At 73.8% G+C, this 18680-nt stretch carries 13 protein-coding genes; 2 read left to right on the top strand and 11 right to left on the bottom strand.

The features are described from left to right. Window positions 1-157: 157 nt before the first annotated feature. The gene (locus ACFQ8C_RS32315) at window positions 158-1297 is read left to right on the top strand and encodes a pectinesterase family protein (protein ID WP_383464596.1); all 1140 of its coding nucleotides are present in this window, start codon (window positions 158-160) and stop codon (window positions 1295-1297) included. 70 nt (window positions 1298-1367) lie between these two features. Here the strand turns inward: ACFQ8C_RS32315 and ACFQ8C_RS32310 are convergent, their stop codons facing one another. The 4 genes from ACFQ8C_RS32310 to ACFQ8C_RS32295 all read right to left on the bottom strand — a co-directional run bounded on the left by ACFQ8C_RS32310 (window position 1368) and on the right by ACFQ8C_RS32295 (window position 5446). After that, window positions 1368-3035, bottom strand: coding sequence for a rhamnogalacturonan lyase B N-terminal domain-containing protein (locus ACFQ8C_RS32310; protein ID WP_383464593.1), 1668 nt, complete (start codon window positions 3033-3035; stop codon window positions 1368-1370). 194 nt (window positions 3036-3229) lie between these two features. After that, window positions 3230-3883 carry a hypothetical protein gene (locus ACFQ8C_RS32305; RefSeq protein ID WP_383464590.1) on the bottom strand — a complete coding sequence of 218 codons (654 nt, stop codon included), beginning with the start codon at window positions 3881-3883 and terminating at the stop codon, window positions 3230-3232. Continuing rightward, the gene (locus ACFQ8C_RS32300; protein WP_383464587.1) at window positions 3883-4425 is read right to left on the bottom strand and encodes a SigE family RNA polymerase sigma factor; all 543 of its coding nucleotides are present in this window, start codon (window positions 4423-4425) and stop codon (window positions 3883-3885) included. The genes ACFQ8C_RS32305 and ACFQ8C_RS32300 overlap by 1 nt, the downstream gene beginning before the upstream one ends. Then, a complete protein-coding gene (locus tag ACFQ8C_RS32295) occupies window positions 4412-5446 on the bottom strand; it encodes a LacI family DNA-binding transcriptional regulator (RefSeq protein ID WP_383464584.1) in 1035 nt (344 codons plus the stop codon). Before ACFQ8C_RS32295 ends, ACFQ8C_RS32300 begins: the two co-directional genes overlap by 14 nt. A gap of 300 nt (window positions 5447-5746) precedes the next feature. Between ACFQ8C_RS32295 and ACFQ8C_RS32290 the strand changes: the two genes are divergently transcribed. Beyond that, a complete protein-coding gene (locus ACFQ8C_RS32290; RefSeq protein ID WP_383464581.1) occupies window positions 5747-8629 on the top strand; it encodes a glycoside hydrolase family 2 TIM barrel-domain containing protein in 2883 nt (960 codons plus the stop codon). A gap of 139 nt (window positions 8630-8768) precedes the next feature. Here the strand turns inward: ACFQ8C_RS32290 and ACFQ8C_RS32285 are convergent, their stop codons facing one another. The 7 genes from ACFQ8C_RS32285 to ACFQ8C_RS32255 form a co-directional block, all read right to left on the bottom strand. After that, window positions 8769-9821, bottom strand: coding sequence for a rhamnogalacturonan acetylesterase (locus ACFQ8C_RS32285; RefSeq protein WP_383464579.1), 1053 nt, complete (start codon window positions 9819-9821; stop codon window positions 8769-8771). A gap of 17 nt (window positions 9822-9838) precedes the next feature. Continuing rightward, a complete protein-coding gene (locus tag ACFQ8C_RS32280) occupies window positions 9839-12571 on the bottom strand; it encodes a Tat pathway signal sequence domain protein (RefSeq protein ID WP_383464576.1) in 2733 nt (910 codons plus the stop codon). A 426-nt stretch (window positions 12572-12997) separates the two neighbouring features. Next, window positions 12998-13582: a hypothetical protein gene (locus ACFQ8C_RS32275; protein WP_383464574.1), complete on the bottom strand. Its 585-nt coding sequence runs from the start codon at window positions 13580-13582 to the stop codon at window positions 12998-13000. Beyond that, complete coding sequence (locus ACFQ8C_RS32270; RefSeq protein ID WP_383464571.1) at window positions 13579-14436, bottom strand: carbohydrate ABC transporter permease; 858 nt, start codon at window positions 14434-14436, stop codon at window positions 13579-13581. The genes ACFQ8C_RS32275 and ACFQ8C_RS32270 overlap by 4 nt, the downstream gene beginning before the upstream one ends. After that, window positions 14433-15464, bottom strand: a complete 1032-nt coding sequence (locus ACFQ8C_RS32265; protein WP_383464568.1) for a carbohydrate ABC transporter permease — start codon at window positions 15462-15464, stop codon at window positions 14433-14435. The genes ACFQ8C_RS32270 and ACFQ8C_RS32265 overlap by 4 nt, the downstream gene beginning before the upstream one ends. Further along, the gene (locus ACFQ8C_RS32260) at window positions 15464-16753 is read right to left on the bottom strand and encodes an ABC transporter substrate-binding protein (RefSeq protein WP_383464565.1); all 1290 of its coding nucleotides are present in this window, start codon (window positions 16751-16753) and stop codon (window positions 15464-15466) included. Before ACFQ8C_RS32260 ends, ACFQ8C_RS32265 begins: the two co-directional genes overlap by 1 nt. Before the next feature lie 160 nt (window positions 16754-16913). Then, window positions 16914-18428 carry an alpha-N-arabinofuranosidase gene (locus ACFQ8C_RS32255; RefSeq protein ID WP_383464562.1) on the bottom strand — a complete coding sequence of 505 codons (1515 nt, stop codon included), beginning with the start codon at window positions 18426-18428 and terminating at the stop codon, window positions 16914-16916. Window positions 18429-18680: the final 252 nt, after the last annotated feature.

The raw sequence follows: 18680 nt of genomic DNA, 5'->3' as shown, positions 1-18680 counted from the left end.
GGGCGGCGCGCGGCCCCCCCGCCCCCCCGCGCCCGCCCCGGCCCGGTTCCACCCCCTTCCCCTCCCCTTCCCCTCCCCTTGCCTCCCGCCTCCCGCCTCCCGCCTCCCGCCTCCCGCCTCCCGCCTCCCGCCTCCCGCTCAGCGAAGGAGCATCCGCATGCCCTCGCACCACCCCCGCAGCGGCCCCGGCCGCCGGTCCTTCCTCACCGGCGTCGGCGCGGCGCTCGCCGCCCTCGCGCTGCCGGCCGCCCCCGCCGCGGCCGCCCCCGCCGGGCCCTTCGGCCGGTACGGCTCGCCCGCCGCCCGGCTCTCCCCGAAGACGCTCTACGTCCACCCCGGCGGCCTCGGCGACCACACCTCCGTCCAGGCCGCGGTGAGCGCCGCGTCCGGCGCCGGCTGGACGCTGGTCCTGGCGCCGGGCACGTACCGGGAGACGGTCGCCGTGACGGCCGCCCGGACCGGCATGACGTGGATCGGGGCGAGCGGGGACGCCGAGGACGTGGTCGTGGTCCACGACAACGCGGCGGGCACCCCGAAGCCGGACGGCTCCGGTCCGTACGGCACCACCGGTTCGGCGACGGTCACCCTCCAGGCGGCGGACTTCACCGCGCACGCCGTGACCTTCGCCAACGACTTCCTCCGCACCGACCTGCCGGGCAACCCGGGCACGCAGGCGGTGGCGCTGAAGGCGCAGGGCGACCGCTCGGCCTTCTTCCACTGCCGCTTCCTGGGCCACCAGGACACCCTGTACGCGGACTCGATGTCCCTGGCGGCCTTCGCCCGGCAGTACTACGCGCACTGCTACGTCGAGGGGGACGTGGACTTCGTCTTCGGGCGGGCCACGGCGGTCTTCGAGCACTGCCACTTCCGGACCCTGGTCCGCACGGACCTGGCCGGCGCCCCGTACGGCTTCGTCTTCGCGCCGTCGACGGCCCGCGCCAACCCGTACGGCTTCCTCGCCGCCCGCTGCCGGGTCACCAGCGAGGCCCCGGACGGCTTCTACAAGCTGGCCCGCCCCTGGGTGCCCGGTTCGGACACGACGGCCTGGCCCTCCCTGGTGGTCCGGGAGAGCGTGCTGGGCCCGGGGATCGACGCGGTGGCGCCGTACGCGGACATGCGGGCCGAGTACCCGTGGCAGGACCAGCGCTTCGCGGAGTACCGCAACAAGGGCCGGGGCGCGGAGGTCACCGTCCCGGAGAACCGTCCGCGGCTGAGCCCCGGGCAGGCCGCGGAGGCGACCCGGGCCGGGTACCTGGGCGACTGGGAGCCCGAGGAGTGTCCGGTGGCCGGGAGGTGAGGGACCGGCGCGTGAAGGACCACCATCCGGGGGCCGGGCGGCGTCGCTGCCCGGCCCCCGGCCCGTCGCGTCAGACGAGGAGGTCGACGCAGTCGAGGGCGGTGCCCGCGCTCAGGAAGCCCGTCCCGGTCGAACCGCTGACGATGTTCAGCCGGAGCACGTTGTACTGGGACGGGTCCGCCCTCCACGCGCTCGCGGGGACGCTGTAGGTGAAGGTGTGGTTGTTGCCCCGGTAGGAGCCGTTGGTGAGGGAGCGGGTCGACGGCTGGGTGGGCGGTGACGGGATCGCCGAGACCCAGGTGTCGTTGACCGTGACCTGCGGGCGGCCGTTGAGGAAGGCGGTGGTGACGCCGATCCGCAGGATGTGCGCGGCCGCGGCCTGGGCGGCGGTGAGCCGGAAGTGGACCAGGAAGCCGTCGTTGACGTCCTTCCAGAGGTAGCAGGGGACGGCGGAGGCCGGATCCGTGCCGTCGACGACGACGTTCCCGGTCCAGGCGGCGGCCCGGACGTCGGCGGGGTGGGCGTACGTCATCAGCGCGGCGTTCTTGAAGCCGGCGGGGGTGCCGTTCCAGTCGCCGAGGCGCCAGACGGCGGGGGCGGTGCTCGGGTCGCCGGTGAGGGTGAGGGTGTTCAGGGCGGTGGCGGCGCCGGCGGTGACGGTCACCGTCGTGGTGTGGACGGCGAGTTCGCCCTTGTAGACGGTGAGCGTGTACGTCCCGGGCAGCATGCCCCGGCAGGAGTAGGCGCCGGTGCCGGCGGCGGCCCGGGTCCAGTACTGGGCGTCGGCGTTGGCGAAGCCGACGGTGTACGGGTGGTCCGGGTCCATGTTCCTGAGGCCGACGCCGGCGACCCGGCCGCGTCCGGCGGCGCCGACCCAGCCGGGGATGCCGAGGCCGTCGACCCAGCCGGTGTCGTGGGCCGCCGGGTAGAGCGCCGGGTCGGGGGTGCCTCCGTCGGTGAAGGCGAGCAGGTAGGGCCCCTGGAGGCCGAAGCGCATGGCCTCGGTCTGGGACTGGTGGTAGTGGAGGATCTCGTAGAGCCCGACGCCCAGTTCGTTGGAGTGGCGGAGCAGGGAGCGGTAGAAGGGGCCGCCGGAGGCCTTCTCGTGGTTGGAGCGGACCATCCAGAGGCCGACGGACCCGGTGGTGTAGCCGACGTGGTCGTAGTCCATGACGCGGACGCCGGAGTAGTGCTTGGAGCGGGTCCGCCCGTCCGCGCGCCGCCAGACGTCGCCGGCCTCGATCACGGTGTCGGCGCCCTCGACCCAGGAGTCCGGGCCCTCGTTCGGGAAGACGCCGGGCTTGAGGCGGGCGATGAAGCGGGTGGCGGTGAAGGACGTGTCGGCCTTGTCCGTCCACAGGTAGACGTTGTTCAGGCCGGAGCGGGCCGCGTAGTAGTGGCGCAGGGTGCCGTGGACGACGGTGACGAGGATGGTGGCACCGGTCCGGGCGAGGGTGACGGTGGAGGCGCCGAGGCCCGACTCGACGTGGGAGTGCTTGCCGCCGTAGCTCTCGTACTCCTTGCCCTTGTAGACGAGGGAGGTGAGGTCGCCGTTGGTCCTGGAGACCTTGAAGACGAGTCCGGCGCCGGTGTCGATCACGTAGTTCGCGCCGTCGTCGCTCCAGCCGAACCCGGCCGCGGCGGCGGGCGCGGCGGCGGTGACGGCGAGGGCGCCGGTCGTGGTGGCGGCGACGGCCGCGCCGAGGACGGTCCGGCGGCGGACGGGGTGGTTCTGCATGGTGCGGCTCCTTCGGTGGCTGGGGGGGTAGCCGTAGGTCGCCGCGGGACGGGAAAGGGTTGCCTCCTCGATCGAAACGTTTCACATGCGTTTCGGTGGCTCCGGCCCGGTGACGGGGGACCGGAGGAGTACGGCCGACCCGCCGCGGGAGGGCCGGGGCCGCCGCGGGCGCGACGGGCCCCGGCCCTCCCCCGTCAGCCGAAGCCGCCGCGGAGGGTGGTGCGGCCGCCGTCGCGGGCGGTGAGGACGACGGTGTACCTGTCGGCCGAGGCGTCCCGGACGCCCTCGGCGTGGTTGTACTGGGCGGCGAAGGTGTGCGGGCCCGGGGGCACCGCGCGGCCGTCCTTCAGGGTCCAGCGGTAGACCAGGGCCCCGGGCTCCTCCGTGACGGCGACCGTGAAGTCGTCGGCGGAGCGGGTCTGCCAGTGGCCGGTCCTGACGACGCCCCCGGTGAGGGCGACGCGCACCTCGACGGTGAGGCCGGTGACCTCGGCGTCCGTGGTGACGGCGAGGTCGCTCTGGGCCCACCAGTGGTTGCTGCCGGGGTCGACGGTGCCGGCCGCGCGGGCCGCCGGGCCGGGCACGGCGGCGACGGCCGGGGGCGCGGGCCGGTCCTGGAGGGTGGTGACGGCGAGGCCGCCGAGACCGACGACGGCGACGACGGTCGCGGCGACGGCCGCGGTGGCCGTCCACCGGCGGCCGGCCCGGGGGGCGCGCAGCGGCGTCCGGTCGCGGCGGGGCGGCGGGGCGGCCATGCCCCGCTCGACGCGGGCCAGCATCCGGGCGTGGTCCGGGCGGTGCGCGGCCGCCGCCTCGCGCAGCTCGCCGCGCAGCCGTGTCTCGTCCATCAGCGCCTCCCCGTGGCGAGTTCGGTGGCGGCCCGGCCGCCGAGCAGCTTCTGGAGTTCGGCCATGCCCTTGGCGGTCTGGCTCTTGACCGTGCCGACGGAGACGCCCAGGGCCAGGGCGGTGTCGCGCTCGGACAGGTCGAAGGCGTGGCGCAGGACGACACAGGCGCGCTTGCGGAAGGGCAGGGCGCGCAGCGCGGTCCGTACGTCGACGACGGCGGGCACGTCCGGGTCCTCGGTGTGCTCGGGACGCCGGTCCCAGAAGGCGGCGATCCGGCGGCGCTCGCGGACGGTGCCGCGGATGCGGGTGCGGACGAGGTTGGCGACGACCCCGCGGGCGTAGGCGGCGGGGTGTTCGGCGGCGCGGACCCGGTCCCAGCGGTGCCAGAGGGCGAGCATGGCGTCGGCGGCGAGGTCGTCGGCGGCGTCGGTCTCGCCGGTGAGGAGGTGGGCGAGGCGGGCGAGTTCGGCGTAGTGGCGGTCGAAGAAGTCGCGGAACTCGACCGCGCCGTCCCGGTCCTCGCCGGGGTCAGTGCCGGGCACGGCCGTCCCCCGGTGCGGTGGGCGCCGGACCGGTGGCGGCGCGGACGGTGAGGAGGGGCGCGAGGAGTTCGGCACCGCGGGGGCTCTCGCCGCGCAGCCGGGCGACGAGCCGCTCGACGGCGATCCGCCCCATGTCCTGGGCGGGTACGGCGACGGCGGTGAGCGGTACGGAGGCGTGGGCGGCGACCTGGTCGGGGCAGACCGCGGCGACGGAGACGTCCTCGGGGACGGCCCGGCCCTGGTGGCGCAGGACGGTGAGGAGGGGTTCGACGGCGGCCTCGTTCTGCACGAGGAGGGCGGTGGTGCCGGGACGCTCCTCGAAGACGCGGGTGACGGCGGCGGAGACGGCCGCGTAGGTGCCGTCGACGGGCCGGTGGAGCAGCTCGACGCCGTGCTCGGCGGCGGCGGTCCGGACGCCGGTGAGGGTGCGCTCGGCGTAGCCCGTACCGCGGGCGTAGACGGCGGGGGGCTCGCCGAGGACGGCCAGGCTGCGGTGGCCGAGGCCGGCGAGGTGGTCGACGCAGCGGGCGCCGGCGGCGGCGAAGTCGAGGTCGACGCAGTCGAGCCCGGCGGGGTCGGCGGGCAGGCCGATGAGGACGGAGGGCCGCTCGGCCTGTCGCAGGAGCGGCAGGCGGGGGTCGTCGAGCTCGACGTCCATGACGATCATGCCGTCGGCGAGGGCGCTGCCCTCGACCCGGCGGACGGCCTCGGGGCCCTCCTCGCCGGTGAGCAGCAGCACGTCGTAGCCGTGGGCGCGGGCCGTGGTGGTGACGGCCATGGCGATCTCCATCATCACCGGCACGTAGAGGCCGGTGCGGAGCGGCATCATCAGGGCGAGGACGCTGGTCTGGCCGCCGGCGAGGGCGCGGGCCCCGGCGTGCGGGCGGTAGCCGAGCTCGTCGATGGAGTGCTGGATGCGCTCGCGGGTGGCGGCGGAGATGGAGCGCTTGCCGCTGAGGACGTAGCTGACGGTGCTGGCCGACACGCCGGCGTGACGGGCGACGTCGGCGAGGGTGACCACGTGCGCGCTCCTCGGCTGGTCCGGGAGGTTTCTCCGGGATGGGTGGGGTGCCCGTCGACGACAGGGACCCCGACCCTAAGCGGCCGCTCGTCGGACTGTCCAGGCGGAGCGCGAAGAGTCCAAGGGCCGGGGGGCCGCGCGGGGTTGTGCGGGGGCGGGCGGCGCGGTGGGATGGAACCGGCCGCGCAAGCGCTTTCTGGCGGGTGTCCGTTCCCCGCCCGTCCCCCTTCCTTCCTTTCGCCGTCCCCCTTCCTTCCTTTCGCCGCCCCTTCCGCCGCCCCTTCCTCCGATGGGAGCACCATGACCGACCTGCCCTGGTACACCTCCTTCGCCCCCGAGCGGGGCACCCTGCCGCCGCGCGCCTGGACCGGGGAGTCCGACGCCGCGCGCCTCCCGCTGGGCGGCGCGTGGGCCTTCCGCCTCTCGCCCGCCGCCGACGCGGTGGACACCGGTTTCGCCGCGCCCGGCTTCGACGCCGGCGACTGGCGGACCGTCTCCGTGCCCGGGCACTGGGTGCTCCAGGGCAAGGACGGGGAGTTCGGCGGACCGGCGTACACCAACGTCCTCTACCCCTTCCCGGTCGACCCGCCGCACGTGCCCGACGAGAACCCGACCGGGGACCACCTGCGCCGGTTCGACCTGCCGGACGACTGGCCGGAGGAGGGCGGGGCGGTGCTCCGCTTCGATGGGGTCGAGTCCTGCGCCCGGGTGTGGCTGAACGGCACGGAACTGGGCTGGTTCAAGGGCTCCCGGCTCGCCCACGAGTTCGCGGTCGGCCCGCTGCTGCGGGAGCGGGACAACGTGCTCGCGGTCCGCGTCCACCAGTGGTCCTCGGGGTCGTACCTGGAGGACCAGGACCAGTGGTGGCTGCCCGGCGTCTTCCGGGAGGTGACGCTGCTGCACCGGCCGGAGGGCGCCCCCGGCGACTTCTTCGTGCACGCCTCGTACGACCACGCGGCGGGGACCGGCGAGCTGCGGGTCGACTGCGACGTGCCCGGCCGGGTGAGGGTGCCGGAGCTGGGTCTCGACCTGGCGGCCGGCGAGTCGGTCACGGTACCGGTGGAACCGTGGAGCGCCGAGGTGCCCCGGCTGTACGAGGGCGAGCTGACGGCCGGCGGGGAGCGGATCGGGCTGCGGATCGGCTTCCGCTCGGTGTACGTGGAGGACGGCGTCCTGAAGGCGAACGGGCGGCGGATCCTCTTCCGGGGCGTGAACCGGCACGAGTTCCACCCGGAGACCGGCCGGGCCGTCGGCCTCGACACCCTGCGCGAGGACGTCGAGCTGATGAAGCGCCACAACATCAACGCGGTGCGGACCTCGCACTATCCGCCGCATCCGGCCTTCCTCGACCTGTGCGACTCCTACGGGCTGTGGGTGATCGACGAGGGCGACCTGGAGACCCACGGCTTCGAGGAGCTGGGCTGGCGGGGCAACCCGGTGGACGACGAGCGGTGGACGCCCGCGCTGCTGGACCGCGCCGCCCGGCTGGTCGAGCGGGACAAGAACCATCCGTCGGTGGTGCTGTGGTCGCTGGGCAACGAGTGCGGCACGGGCGCCGGGCTGACCGCGATGGCCCGCTGGATCCACGACCGGGACCCGTCGCGACCGGTGCACTACGAGGGCGACCGGTCCTGCGCCGACGTGGACGTGTACTCCCGGATGTACCCGCCGCACGCCGAGGTCGAGGAGATCGGCCGGCGCGAGGACGACGGCCCTGCGGCCCGGCGCGAACTGCCCCTCGTCCTCTGCGAGTACGCGCACGCGATGGGCAACGGGCCGGGCGGGCTGAGCGAGTACCAGCGCCTCTTCGAGCGGTACGAGCGCTGCCAGGGCGGCTTCGTGTGGGAGTGGATCGACCACGGCCTGACCCACCCGGTCCACGGGTACGGCTACGGCGGCGACTTCGGCGAGGAGCTGCACGACGGGAACTTCGTCTGCGACGGCCTGCTCTTCCCCGACCGCACGCCCTCGCCGGGCCTGGTCGAGTACAAGAAGGTGATCGAGCCGGTGCGGATCGTGCCGGGCGAGCGGCCCGGCACGGTCGCGGTGACCAACCTGCACGACGTGGCGGACCTGTCGTCGCTCGCCTTCGTGTGGGAGTTCCTGGTGGGCGGGCGGGTGGCCGGCGAGGGCGTCCTGGAGGTGCCACCGCTCGCGGCGGGCGAGCGGACCGAGGTGGCGCTGCCGGAGCCGCCGGCCCACCCGGCGGGCGAGGAGACGGCGTGGACCGTACGGGCGGTGCTGGCCACCGGCACGCCGTGGGCCGGGGCCGGGCACGAGGTCGCCTGGGGCGTGCTGCCGGTGACCGGGCCGAGCCCCCTGGCGCGCCCCCGCCCGGCCCTCCGGGCGGTCGTCGGGGACGGCGCGGTCCTCCTGGGCCCGGCGGCGCTCCACCCGCGCACGGGCGCCCTGGTCGGCCTCGGCGGGCTGCCGGTGACCGGCTTCGGCCTCGACGTGTGGCGGGCGCCGACGGACAACGACGAGGGCGCCCCCTGGCAGCCGGACGCGCGGTTCGGGCCGCTCTGGCGGCAGCTGGGGCTGGACCGCGTGCGGCACCGCACCGACCGGGTGGCCGTGGACGAGGAGGGGGTGACGGTGCGCGTCCGGGTGGCGCCCGCCGCCCGGGACTTCGGGCTCGCCGTCACCTACCGCTGGACCGCTGCCGGCCCACTGGCCCGGCTCGACGTGGAGGTGGTGCCGGAGGGCGAGTGGACGGTGCCGCTCCCCCGGCTCGGTGTCCGGCTCGGGCTGCCGGCCTCGCTCGACCGGGCGGAGTGGTACGGCGGCGGCCCCGGCGAGGCGTACCCGGACACCCGCGCGGCGGCCCGCCCCGGGATCTGGGAGTCCACCGTGGCCGGACTCCAGACCCCGTACGTGCGCCCGCAGGAGAACGGTGCCCGGATCGACACCCGGTGGCTGGAGCTGACGGGCGGCGGCGCGGGGCTGCGGGTCGAGGGCGAGCCGTCGTTCTGGTTCGCCGCCCGCCGCTGGACGCACGCGGAGCTGGACGCCGCCGCGCACCGCCCGGACCTGGTCCCGGGCGACACGCTGTGGCTCCACCTGGACCACGCCCTGCACGGCATCGGTTCCCAGTCCTGCGGCCCGGGCGTGCTCCCGGAGCACCGGCTCCGGGCGGCCCCGGCGTCCTTCGCCCTGACGTTCGCCCCGCTCGGGTCATGGTGACGTAGGGCAGCGGGCCGGCGGGCCGGCCGGGCCGTCGCCGGGTTCCTCGTGGCCGTGGTGATGGTGGTCCGGTACCGGGACGTCCGACGCGGGGCCGGCCGGGTCCCGTGGGGTTCGGGGCCCGGCCGGCGGGGGCGGTTCAGCGGAGCAGGCGCTCCGGGAGGACGCCCTGGGCCGCCAGTTCGGCGGCGACGAGCGCCGCGTACTCGGTGGCGCCGCGGACCGAGGTGTGGGTGTTGTCCCGCTTCTCGGTCGTCAGGTAGAGCGCCTTGGAGGCCTCGGGGCCGAGCTGTTCGACCCGGGCCTTGGTGAGGGCGGTGAGGTCGATCAGCGGGGTGCCGAGGGAGGCCGCGAGGGCGCGGATCTCGGCCGGGTGATCGACGCCGAGGCCGTTGACGAGCAGGGCGACGCCGTTGTCGAGGGTGCCGTCCGCGTTGAACCAGCGGCGGACGACGGGGGTGACGAGGACGGGTTCGCCGCCCCTGGCCCGTACCCGCTCCACGAGGGTGGTGAGGTTGGCGCGGTAGCCGGCGGCGTCGGTCTGCTTGTCGTTGTGGGCGAGCTGGATCAGGACGGGGTCACCGGGCCGGATCCCGGCCTCGACGCGGTCGAAGAGCGCCGGGTCGGCGAGGAAGGTGACCGTGCTCTCGCCGGAGTCGGCGTGGTTGGCGACGGCGACGCCCCGCTTGAGGTGGACGGGGAGCCGCTGGCCCCAGCCGGTGTACGGGTCGCCGGGCTGGTCGCAGACGGTGGAGTCGCCGACCAGGAAGAGGCGGGTCGCGGTGGGGGCGGGGGTGACCCGCAGCGAGTCGACGCGCGGGGCGGAGCCGCCGAGCAGCAGGTCGAGGCCGGGGGTTCCGGTGGCTCCGGTGGGCTCGCCCTCCGGGTCGCGGACGTCGACGGTGAAGGAGCGGCGGACCCGTTCACCGGCCCCGGTCGGGGTCTCGGCGAGCAGGGCGCGGCGGGTCTCGCCGCCGACCGAGGTCGCCCCGGCCGTGTCGCCGCCGAGGGCGAGGGTGACGTCGTAGGTGCCGGGCGGGAGGTCGAAGTGGCAGGCGAGGGCGCCGGCTTCGGTGGCGGCGCAGTGGTCGAGGCCCTGGCCGTAGGGGTTCTCCCCGGCGTGGGCGGTGGCGGGTGCGGTGGCGGCGAGGAGGGTGAGCAGGCTCGCCGCGAGGACCGTGGTCCTCTTCATCGGGCTTCTCCTGTCCGTCACTCGGGGAGGTGGTCGCCGACGAGGGCGAGGTTCTGGATGGCGGCGAGGCCGTAGAGGGCGGTGGTGTTGGTGCTGATCCAGAGGTGCTCGTAGCCGGGTTCGAGGGCGGCGGGGCCCCGGACGGGCGTCTTGTCCCAGACCATGGCGGAGGTGTAGCCGTCGCTCTTGTCGAACTTGGCCCAGGCGCGCTGGGCGAGCTTGGTGTCGTTCAGCCGGGCGGCGGCGTAGGCGTCCTGGCGGGAGTGGCCCTGGAAGAGGAGGAGGGTGCCGAAGTTCTGTCCGTAGCGGGCGGCCTGTTCGGTCTTGGAGGCGTTGAAGTAGCGGCAGTAGTCCAGCCAGGCGGACGTGAAGGCGGGCAGGTCGACGAGGTCGACGAGCTCGGCGCACATCTCCACCAGGCCGAACATGGCGGAGAGGTGGGAGACGCCGACGACGGGCTTGTCGGCGATGGCGAACCGGCCGGTGTCGAGGTCGTAGAGGCCGGTTCCCTGGACGAAGCCGTTGGGCTGGGCGGCGATGGTCTCCATGGTGGAGCGCAGGCGCGCCTCGGCCTTGGCGGCCTTGGGCCCGCCGCGCTCCCACTCGGTGAGCCAGGCGGCGGCGAGACCGCTCCAGTCGGTGCCGAAGCCGATGGAGAGGGCGTGGCGGTCGGGGGTGTAGGGCTCGGTGCGGATCTTGCGGATGGGGTCGAGGGCGAGGAAGGTCTCGTCGGAGTCGACCAGGTCGTGCATGAGGTCGCCGACGCGTTCGTCGGCGGTGAGGAAGTAGTAGGGGCGGCGGTAGACGGCCGTGGAGATCCGCTGCTGCTTGGCGCTGTCGGCGAAGTGCTGGACGCCGTGCCGGGTGCCGAGGCCCGCCCAGGTGCCGAGGTGGTAGACGTCGACCTCGCCGGTGTGGCGGGTCATGGCCTCGGCGAAGCGGAAGACGTCGGCGCGGCCGGAGCGCAGGTAGGCGTACCAGAGCCACAGGTCCGGCGAGAGCTCGGAGTTGTCCCAGGCGTAGCCGCCGACGTCGTACCGCCACTGGTGCCGGTCCTCGTCGTAGGTGTGCATGATGTCGCCGTAGTCCCAGAAGCCGTACCAGCGGCGCTGCTCGGCCTGGTCCTTGTAGTAGGCGAAGAGGTAGTCGAGGCGGTCCTCGATCCGCGCCCTGGCGGGGGTGGAGCGGTCGACGGGCGAGAACAGCCCGCCGAAGACGCGGGCGCGGACGAGGTCCTCGGGGCTCGCGGCGAGCTGCGGCGGGACGCGGACGGCGGCGGCCTGGGCGACCAGGGCCGCGGCGGTCGGGGTGGCGGCGTTGGCCCAGAACATCAGCTCGCTGGTGCGGGCGATGCCGTAGGGGGTGCCGAAGCCGGGCTCGTGGTCCTCGTAGGTGATGTTGAGGCCTTCGAGCTGCTCGGGGAAGGTGTCCTGGCCCATGCCGTCGTGGTAGAAGCGCAGGTCCATGGGCTGGGCCTCGGGCGACCAGAGCCAGAGGGTGACCTCGGCCGCGTCGCCGGCGGCGCCCCGGACGTCGAGCTGGGCGGGGTGCTTCTGCCAGAAGTCCCGCAGGCCGAAGGAGAGTCCGCCGCTCGCGCCGCCGACGTAGCCGAAGCCGTCGGCGCGGCGGCCGCCGCCCGCGGGGATCCAGCCGTGGCCGGGCTTGGTGCGCTTGCGGATGCCGAAGCCGTCGGCGGTGAGCTGGGAGAGGGTGTAGTCGCCCCACGTCGGGATGTACTGCAGCCGGGTGGTGACCCGCTGGTCCCAGGTGGCCGGGTCGGGCAGCTTCTCGCCCTTGACCTGGGCGGCGCGGACGGCGGCGCCGGGGTCGCGGCGCAGGCCGGTGACGCCCTGGACGGCCTCGGTGAGGAAGCCCTGGTCCTGGCCGGCGAGGCGGACGTGCCGGTCGTAGAGGGCGTCGCGCATCGGGACGGTGAAGCGGACGCCGAGGCCGCGGATGAAGTCCTTGTCCTGGTCGCCGTCGAAGGTGATCGTGTGGATCATCCGGAGGGCCTCGGAGCCGGCGTGGAAGTAGAGCCGGACCGAGAACGGCAGCCAACTGCGGCTTCCCTTGCGGTGCTTGCCGTCGATCCGGACCACGGCCCGGACGGGGCCCGCCTGTTCGACGACGGCACCGGAGATCTCGCCGTCGAACCGCTCCCACTTGGCGTTGCCCTGGTCGCCGTCGTCGAGGTCGCCCTGGCGCAGCAGCACGAGCCGTCCGTCGGTCGCGATCCTCACGCCGTCGCGGGTGAGGGACTCGACGAGCTTGCCGCCGTCCTTCCACAGCACGGCCTTGACGACGCCGGTGTCGACGGTGATCCGGCGGCCGGACTCGGTGACGGTGACGGTCCTCGCGCCGGTCGCGGGCGTGCCCGGGGCGAGCGAGTACCGCTCGGCACCGGCCGCCTCGGGGCCGACCGCGTGGGCGGTCCACTTGAGGGAGCCGTCGGGCCAGCGGGCGGTGGTCCAGGTCTGTACGGGGACGGGGGCGCCGTCGGCGGTGGTGAGGGCGAACTCGCGGTCGCCCGGGTGCGCGCCCTTGGGCCAGGCGACGCCGAAGGTCGACCCACCGGCGGCACCGAGGCCGCCCGGCTCCAGCCACGTGATGCTCGCGGGCCGCTCCTCGGCGGCCGGCTCGGCGGCGGGCGCGGCCTGCGCCTCGTTCCGCCCGAGCACCCAGCTGAACTGGGCGGCGGCGCCGGCGACGGCGGCCGCCTTGAGCAGCGAACGACGGGGTAGCGAAGACACGGAGACTCCTTTCAGGGGCATGCCCATGACATGCCTGCGGGAGGAAAAGGACGCACGGAGGTACGCGGCGGGGCCGGGTCCGCCGGAGTGGGAGCCGGGTCCGCCGGAGTGGGGGCCGGGTCCGCCGGCCTCGGTCCGGCTCGGTCCCCGGACCCGGCGACGGCCCCGCGGACGAGGCCGGGGAGCGGACCGGGACCGTGACGGCGGCCGGGACGGACCGAGCCCGGAACCGGACTCCGGACGACCGGGACGGACCGGGCCCGGCACGTGCGGACCGGACACCGGACCGGGTCACGGGCCGGTGGAACGGGCCACCGGGGTGCGACGGACAGGGTCGGGCCGGATCGGGCAGGGCGGGGCCGGGTCCGGCGGGTCGGGCCCACCCCGGGTGGGAGGGAGGGGTGCGGCCCCCGGCACCGCGGGCGGTCAGGCGTCCGCGAGGACGGGCGTCGTCCGCTGTTCGGCCGCCAGGGTGCCGGCGAGCAGGAGGCCCAGCGCGGGCAGGGCCAGGGGGGCGGAGAACCAGGCCGAGGCGGCCACCACCGCCAGTCCGCAGACGACGAGCAGGGAGCCGGCCGGGTCCCGCAGGGAGCGGCGGGCCGCCGCCGGGAGCAGGGTCCGCCACCTGCCGCCCGGCCGCCAGGCCGTGGAGGCGCGCAGCACGGTGACGGTCGCCCAGAGCGCCGCCAGGATCGCCAGCGCCCCGGCCGGCCGGCCGCCGGGCACCGGCAGCGCCCGTACGAGCGCGAGGTCGGCCCAAACCAGGGCGAGCACGGCCCAGTAGGCCAGGCCCGCCGCCCACCCGCCGCCCCGCAGGGCGGCGCGCAGCTCGGCGGCGTAACCGCGCAGCCCGGTCGCCTCGCCGTCGACGGTGCGCCGCAGGTGCCCCGCGCCGGCGGCGAGCGCCGCCGGCAGGGTGACGAGCGGGAGCGCGGCGACGGCGATCCACACCCCCGTCAGCAGGCACTCGGCGAAGACCCCGAACCGGGCGAGGAAGCGGTCCCGCCTCACTTGAGCCCCGAGGTGGCCATGCCGTCGATCAGATACCTCTGGAAGGCGAGGAAGAAGGCGACCACGGGCAGCAGCGCCACCAGCGACATCGCGATCATGCCGCCGTAGTTGGCGACGCCGTCCTGGTCGACGAACATCTTGAGACCGAGCGAGACGGTGTACTTCTCGGGTTCGTTGAGGTAGATCAGCGGGCCCATGAAGTCGTTCCACGCGTTGATGAAGGTGAAGATCGCGCTGGTGATGAGCGCCGGCCGGCACAGCGGCAGGACGATCGACCAGTACGTCCGCAGGTGCCCGCAGCCGTCGAGCCGCGCCGCCTCGTCCAGTTCCCGGGGCAGTCCGCGCATGAACTGGACCATCAGGAAGACGAAGAAGGCGTCCGTGGCGAGGTACTTGCCGAGCAGCAGCGGCGTGTACGTGTTGATCAGTTCGAGCTTCTGGAAGAGCACGTACTGCGGGATGAGCAGCACGTGGTACGGCAGCAGCAGGGTCCCGATCATCAGCGTGAAGAGCAGGTTGCGGCCCGCGAAGCCGATCTTGGCGAAGGCGTAGGCGGCGAGCGAGCTGGAGACCAGCACGCCGACGACCGAAGCGAGCGCCAGGAAGAGCGAGTTGCCGAAGAAGGTGGAGATGGGGATGTCGGCGATGCCGTCGGCGAGCCGCCGGTAGTTGTCGGTGAGGGGGTCCGCGGGGAGGACGTTCAGGCTGCCGACGATCTCGTCGTTCGGCTTGAACGACCCGCCGATCACCCAGATCACCGGGTACAGCACCACCGAGAGGACGGCGAGGGAGCCGAGGTGCCAGGCGAGAGACCCGGCGCGCACCCGCCGCGCCCCGGTACGGACGAGGCTCATCGGCCCCCCTCCTCGTAGTGCACCCAGCGTCGCTGGGACCAGAACAGGACCGCCGTGACCAGGCCGACGGCGAGCAGCAGCATCCAGGCCATGGCGGAGGCGAGGCCCATCCGGCTGTTCTCGAAGCCCTGGACGTAGAGGTAACAGGTGTAGACGAGCGTGCCGTCGGCGGGGCCGCAGGCGTTGCCCTGGCTGCCGATGATGTAGGCGGAGCCGAAGATCTGGAAGGAGTGGATGGTCTCCAGGAGCACGTTGAAGAAGAGCACCGGGGAGATCATCGGCAGGGTGATGTTCCAGAACCTGCGCCACGGTCCCGCGCCGTCCATCTGCGCGGCCTCGTACAGCTCGCGGGGCACCTGCTTCAGCCCGGCGAGGAAGATGACCATGGGGGCGCCGAACTGCCAGACGGTGAGCGCCACCAGGGCGTAGATGATCTTGTCGGGGTCGCCGATCCAGCCGCCCGGATCGAGGCCGATCAGCTGCTGCGCCCGGTCGACGGGGGCGCCGTCCGCGAAGAGGGCGCGCCAGACGATGGCGATGGAGACGCTGGCGCCGATGAGCGAGGGGGCGTAGAACGCGGCCCGGTAGAAGCCCTGTCCGCGCCGGCTCTGGTTGAGGAGGAGGGCGACGCCGAGGGCGGCGGCCAGCTTCAGCGGGGTGCCGAGGACCACGTACCAGCCGGTGACCTCGACGGAGGTGCGCCAGCGGGGGTCGCCGAACATCTCGGTGAAGTTGTCGAGCCCGATCCAGCGGGGGGCGTCGAAGAGGTCGTAGTCGGTGAAGGCGAAGTAGAGCGAGACGGCCATGGGTCCCGCGGTCAGCAGCAGGAAGCCGGTGATCCAGGGGGACATGAAGAGGTAGCCGGCGAGGTTCTCGCGGGCGGCGCGGGGCCGGGCGCGGCCCGCCGCCCGGCGGGGGCGCCCGCCGCCGGGGGCGGGTACCGCGGGCGCGGCCCCCTTCCCCGGCGGGGCCGCTTCGGGGGTCTCCGCGGCGGCGGCGTTCGGTACGGTGGTCACGGCGGCGTCCATCAGACGGAGAGGGCCGTCTTCGCCTCGGTGAAGTACTGCTTCACCGCGTCGGCGACGCTCCGGGTGCCCAGGGACATCTCCTCGGAGAGCCGCAGGAAGGCCGCCTCGCAGACGTCGGCGCCGGCCGGGTGCGGGGTGATCGGCTCCAGGACACGGGTCTCGACGAGCTGCTTCTCGTAGGCGGCGATCTGCTTGCCGACCTCGTCGGTGGGGACGTAGGCGGCGTTCTGCGCCTCGGTGGCCGGGACGCCCCGGTCGTAACCCATGATCCTGCCGACCTCGGGGTCGTGGACCATGAAGTCGATGAACTGGGCGACCTCCTTGGGGTGCTTGGTGCGCCTGGAGGCACTGAGCATGAGCGAGCCGAGGTACTGGCCGGTGCGCTTGCCGTCGGTGGTGGGGATGGGGGCGAGGCCGTACCGGCTCTTGCCCTCGGCGGTGTAGCGGACGGCGAAGTTGTCCCAGGTGAACTCGGAGCCGGCGAGCTCGGCGGTGACCGCCGACTTCGGCTTGGCCTGGATGGTCTTCTTGGGGTCGGCGTAGACGCCGGACTTCACCCGGGCGGCGGCCTTGGTCCACCAGTCCGTCAGGTCGGCCTCGGTGAAGCCGAGTCCGGAGGTGGTGAAGAAGGCCTTGCCCTGCTGGCGCAGGTACAGGTCGTACAGGTACATGATCCCGTAGGGGCCCGCGTCGCCGGCCCGGCCGGCCGTCTCCTGGATCTTCGCCAGGGCGTCGTGGTACTCGTCCCAGGTCCAGCCGGGCTTCGGGGCGACCTTGGCCTTGGCGAAGACCGCCTGGTCGACGACGAGGGCCATCGAGTTGGAGCCGACGGGGACGCCGAGCAGCTTGCCGTCGACCTCGCCGAACTTCTCGAGCCCGGCCCGGAAGCCCTCCAGACGGAGGTTCCCGGCCTCGACCTGCCCGCGCAGGTCGAGGAGGACGTTCTTGGCGTCGTACTTGCGCAGGAAGCCGATGGCGTTCTGGAAGACGTCGGGGGTGTTGCCGCCGGACGCCTGGGTGTTGAACTTCTTCCAGAAGTCGGCGTAGGGCTGGAAGTCGGTCTTGACCTTGATCCTCGGGAACTTCTTCTCGAAGAGGGCGATCGACTGGTTGATCCGCTTGGCGCGGTCGTCGGAGCCCCACCAGGTGTACCGGATGGTGACGGTGCCGTCGCCGTTCGACGAGTCGGAGCCGCTTCCGCAGCCCGCCGCGGTCAGGCCGAGTGCCGCCACCGAGCCACCCGTGATCTTCAGCAGACTCCGACGGTCGACAGTGCCATGAGTACGCACAGTTCGTCCTCCCGCGCGTGATTAGAACGTTTCAGGAAAGCGCTTGCTGGGTCACCGTAGGGTCGCCCGTCAGCCACGTCAACGCTTCGGACAGGATCTTTCGAAGCGCTTCGAACCCCGGACGCACCCCTAGGCAGTGAAAGGATTCAAAAGAGGCCGGTCAGGCCAGCCGGATGACGTTCCACGACATCGGCTCCAGGACGGCCCTCAGCACCCCGTCCACGAGCTCCGCGCCGACCACCTCGTGGGGCACCACCCGGTCCGGCTCGGCCAGGGTGTTGCACGCCTCCGGATCGGCGTCGGCGAGCGCGCTGTGCTCCACCACCTCCGCCAGGCCGAAGCCGCGCAGGGTCACGTCCAGCGGCAGCGCCCGGTGCCGGTCGCGGTTGACCGCGAAGACCGTCACGCCGCCGTCCTCCGCCCGGACGGCGGTCGCGTGGAGCAGCGGCACCTCGCCGTACCTCTCGGTGCGGTACGCCGGCGAGACCGGGCGCACGTCGAGGACGGTCCCGCGGCCGTACCGCGCGGCCTGGGCGAAGGGGAAGAAGGTGGTCTGCCGCCAGGCGGGGCCGCCGGGCTCGGTCATGATCGGCGCGATCACGTTGACCAGCTGGGCGAGGCAGGCCACGGCGATCCGGTCGGCGTGGCGGAGCAGGGTGATGACGAGCGAACCGAAGACGACCGCGTCGGTGACCGTGTAGACGTCCTCCAGGAGCCTCGGCGCCTCCTGCCAGTCCTCGAAGGGGTGCGGGTTGGGGCGGCGCTGGTACCAGACGTTCCACTCGTCGAAGGAGAGCGTGAGCCGCTTCTCCGACTTCAGCCGGGCGGCCACGTGGTCGCAGGTGGCGACGACCTCCTCGATGAAGGCCTCCATGTGGACGGCGGAGGCGAGGAAGGAGTCCCGGTCCCCGTCGGTCTCCTCGTAGTAGGCGTGCAGCGACACGTGGTCGACGACCTCGTAGGTCTCCGCCAGGACCGTCGCCTCCCAGGACGCGAAGGTGGGCAGGTCCCGGGCGGAGCTGCCGCAGGCGACGAGTTCGAGGTCCGGGTCGATCTGGCGCAGGGCGCGGGCGGTCTGGGCGGCGAGCCGGCCGTACTCCTCGGCGGTCTTCTGACCGGTCTGCCAGGTGCCGTCCATCTCGTTGCCCAGACACCACAGACGGATGCCGAAGGGATCCTTGTCGCCATGGCTCGCGCGCAGGTCGGAGAGGGCGGTGCCGCCGGGGTGGTTGGCGTACTCGACGAGCTCCATGGCCTCCGCGATCCCCCGGGTGCCGAGGTTCACCGCCATCATCGGCTCCGCGTGCGGACCGAGCTTGCGCAGGAAGCCCATGAACTCGCTCAGGCCGAAGCGGTTGGACTCGGTGGAACGCCAGGCGACGTCGAGCCGGCGCGGACGCTCCTCGGCCGGACCGACACCGTCCTCCCAGCGGTACCCGGAGACGAAGTTGCCGCCGGGGTAGCGGACGGCGGTGACCCCGAGCTCGCGGACGAGGTCGAGGACGTCGGCGCGCAGGCCGTCGGCGTCGGCGGCGGGGTGGCCGGGCTCGTACACGCCGGTGTAGACGCAGCGCCCGAGGTGTTCGACGAAGGAGCCGAAGAGGCGGGGGTCGACGGGACCGATGGTGAAGTCGGGGTCGAGGGTGAAGCGGGCGGTGCGCTCGGGGAGTGACACGGAGGGTCCTCTCGTTCGAAATATCGACCAACGGCCGTATGTCCGAACGTGAACGTAAGAGCGCGGTCGCCGCCCGGTCAATGGACCGCCGGGCGGACGGGATCCGGGATCCGGGGTCTCGGATCCGGATGTTGGATCCGGATGTTGGATCCGAGATGCCGGATCCCGGGGATTGGATCCCGGGAGTTGGATCCTGGACCCCCCACGGGTCGACCCGAGGAAGACCGAAGGCCGGGCGGGCCCCTTTCGGGG

It is taken from the genome of Streptomyces sp. NPDC056503, assembly GCF_042794995.1.
GTDB lineage: Bacteria > Actinomycetota > Actinomycetes > Streptomycetales > Streptomycetaceae > Streptomyces.
Note: the sequence above shows the minus strand (reverse complement) of the source record. Positions and strands in the feature narration are given on the sequence as shown.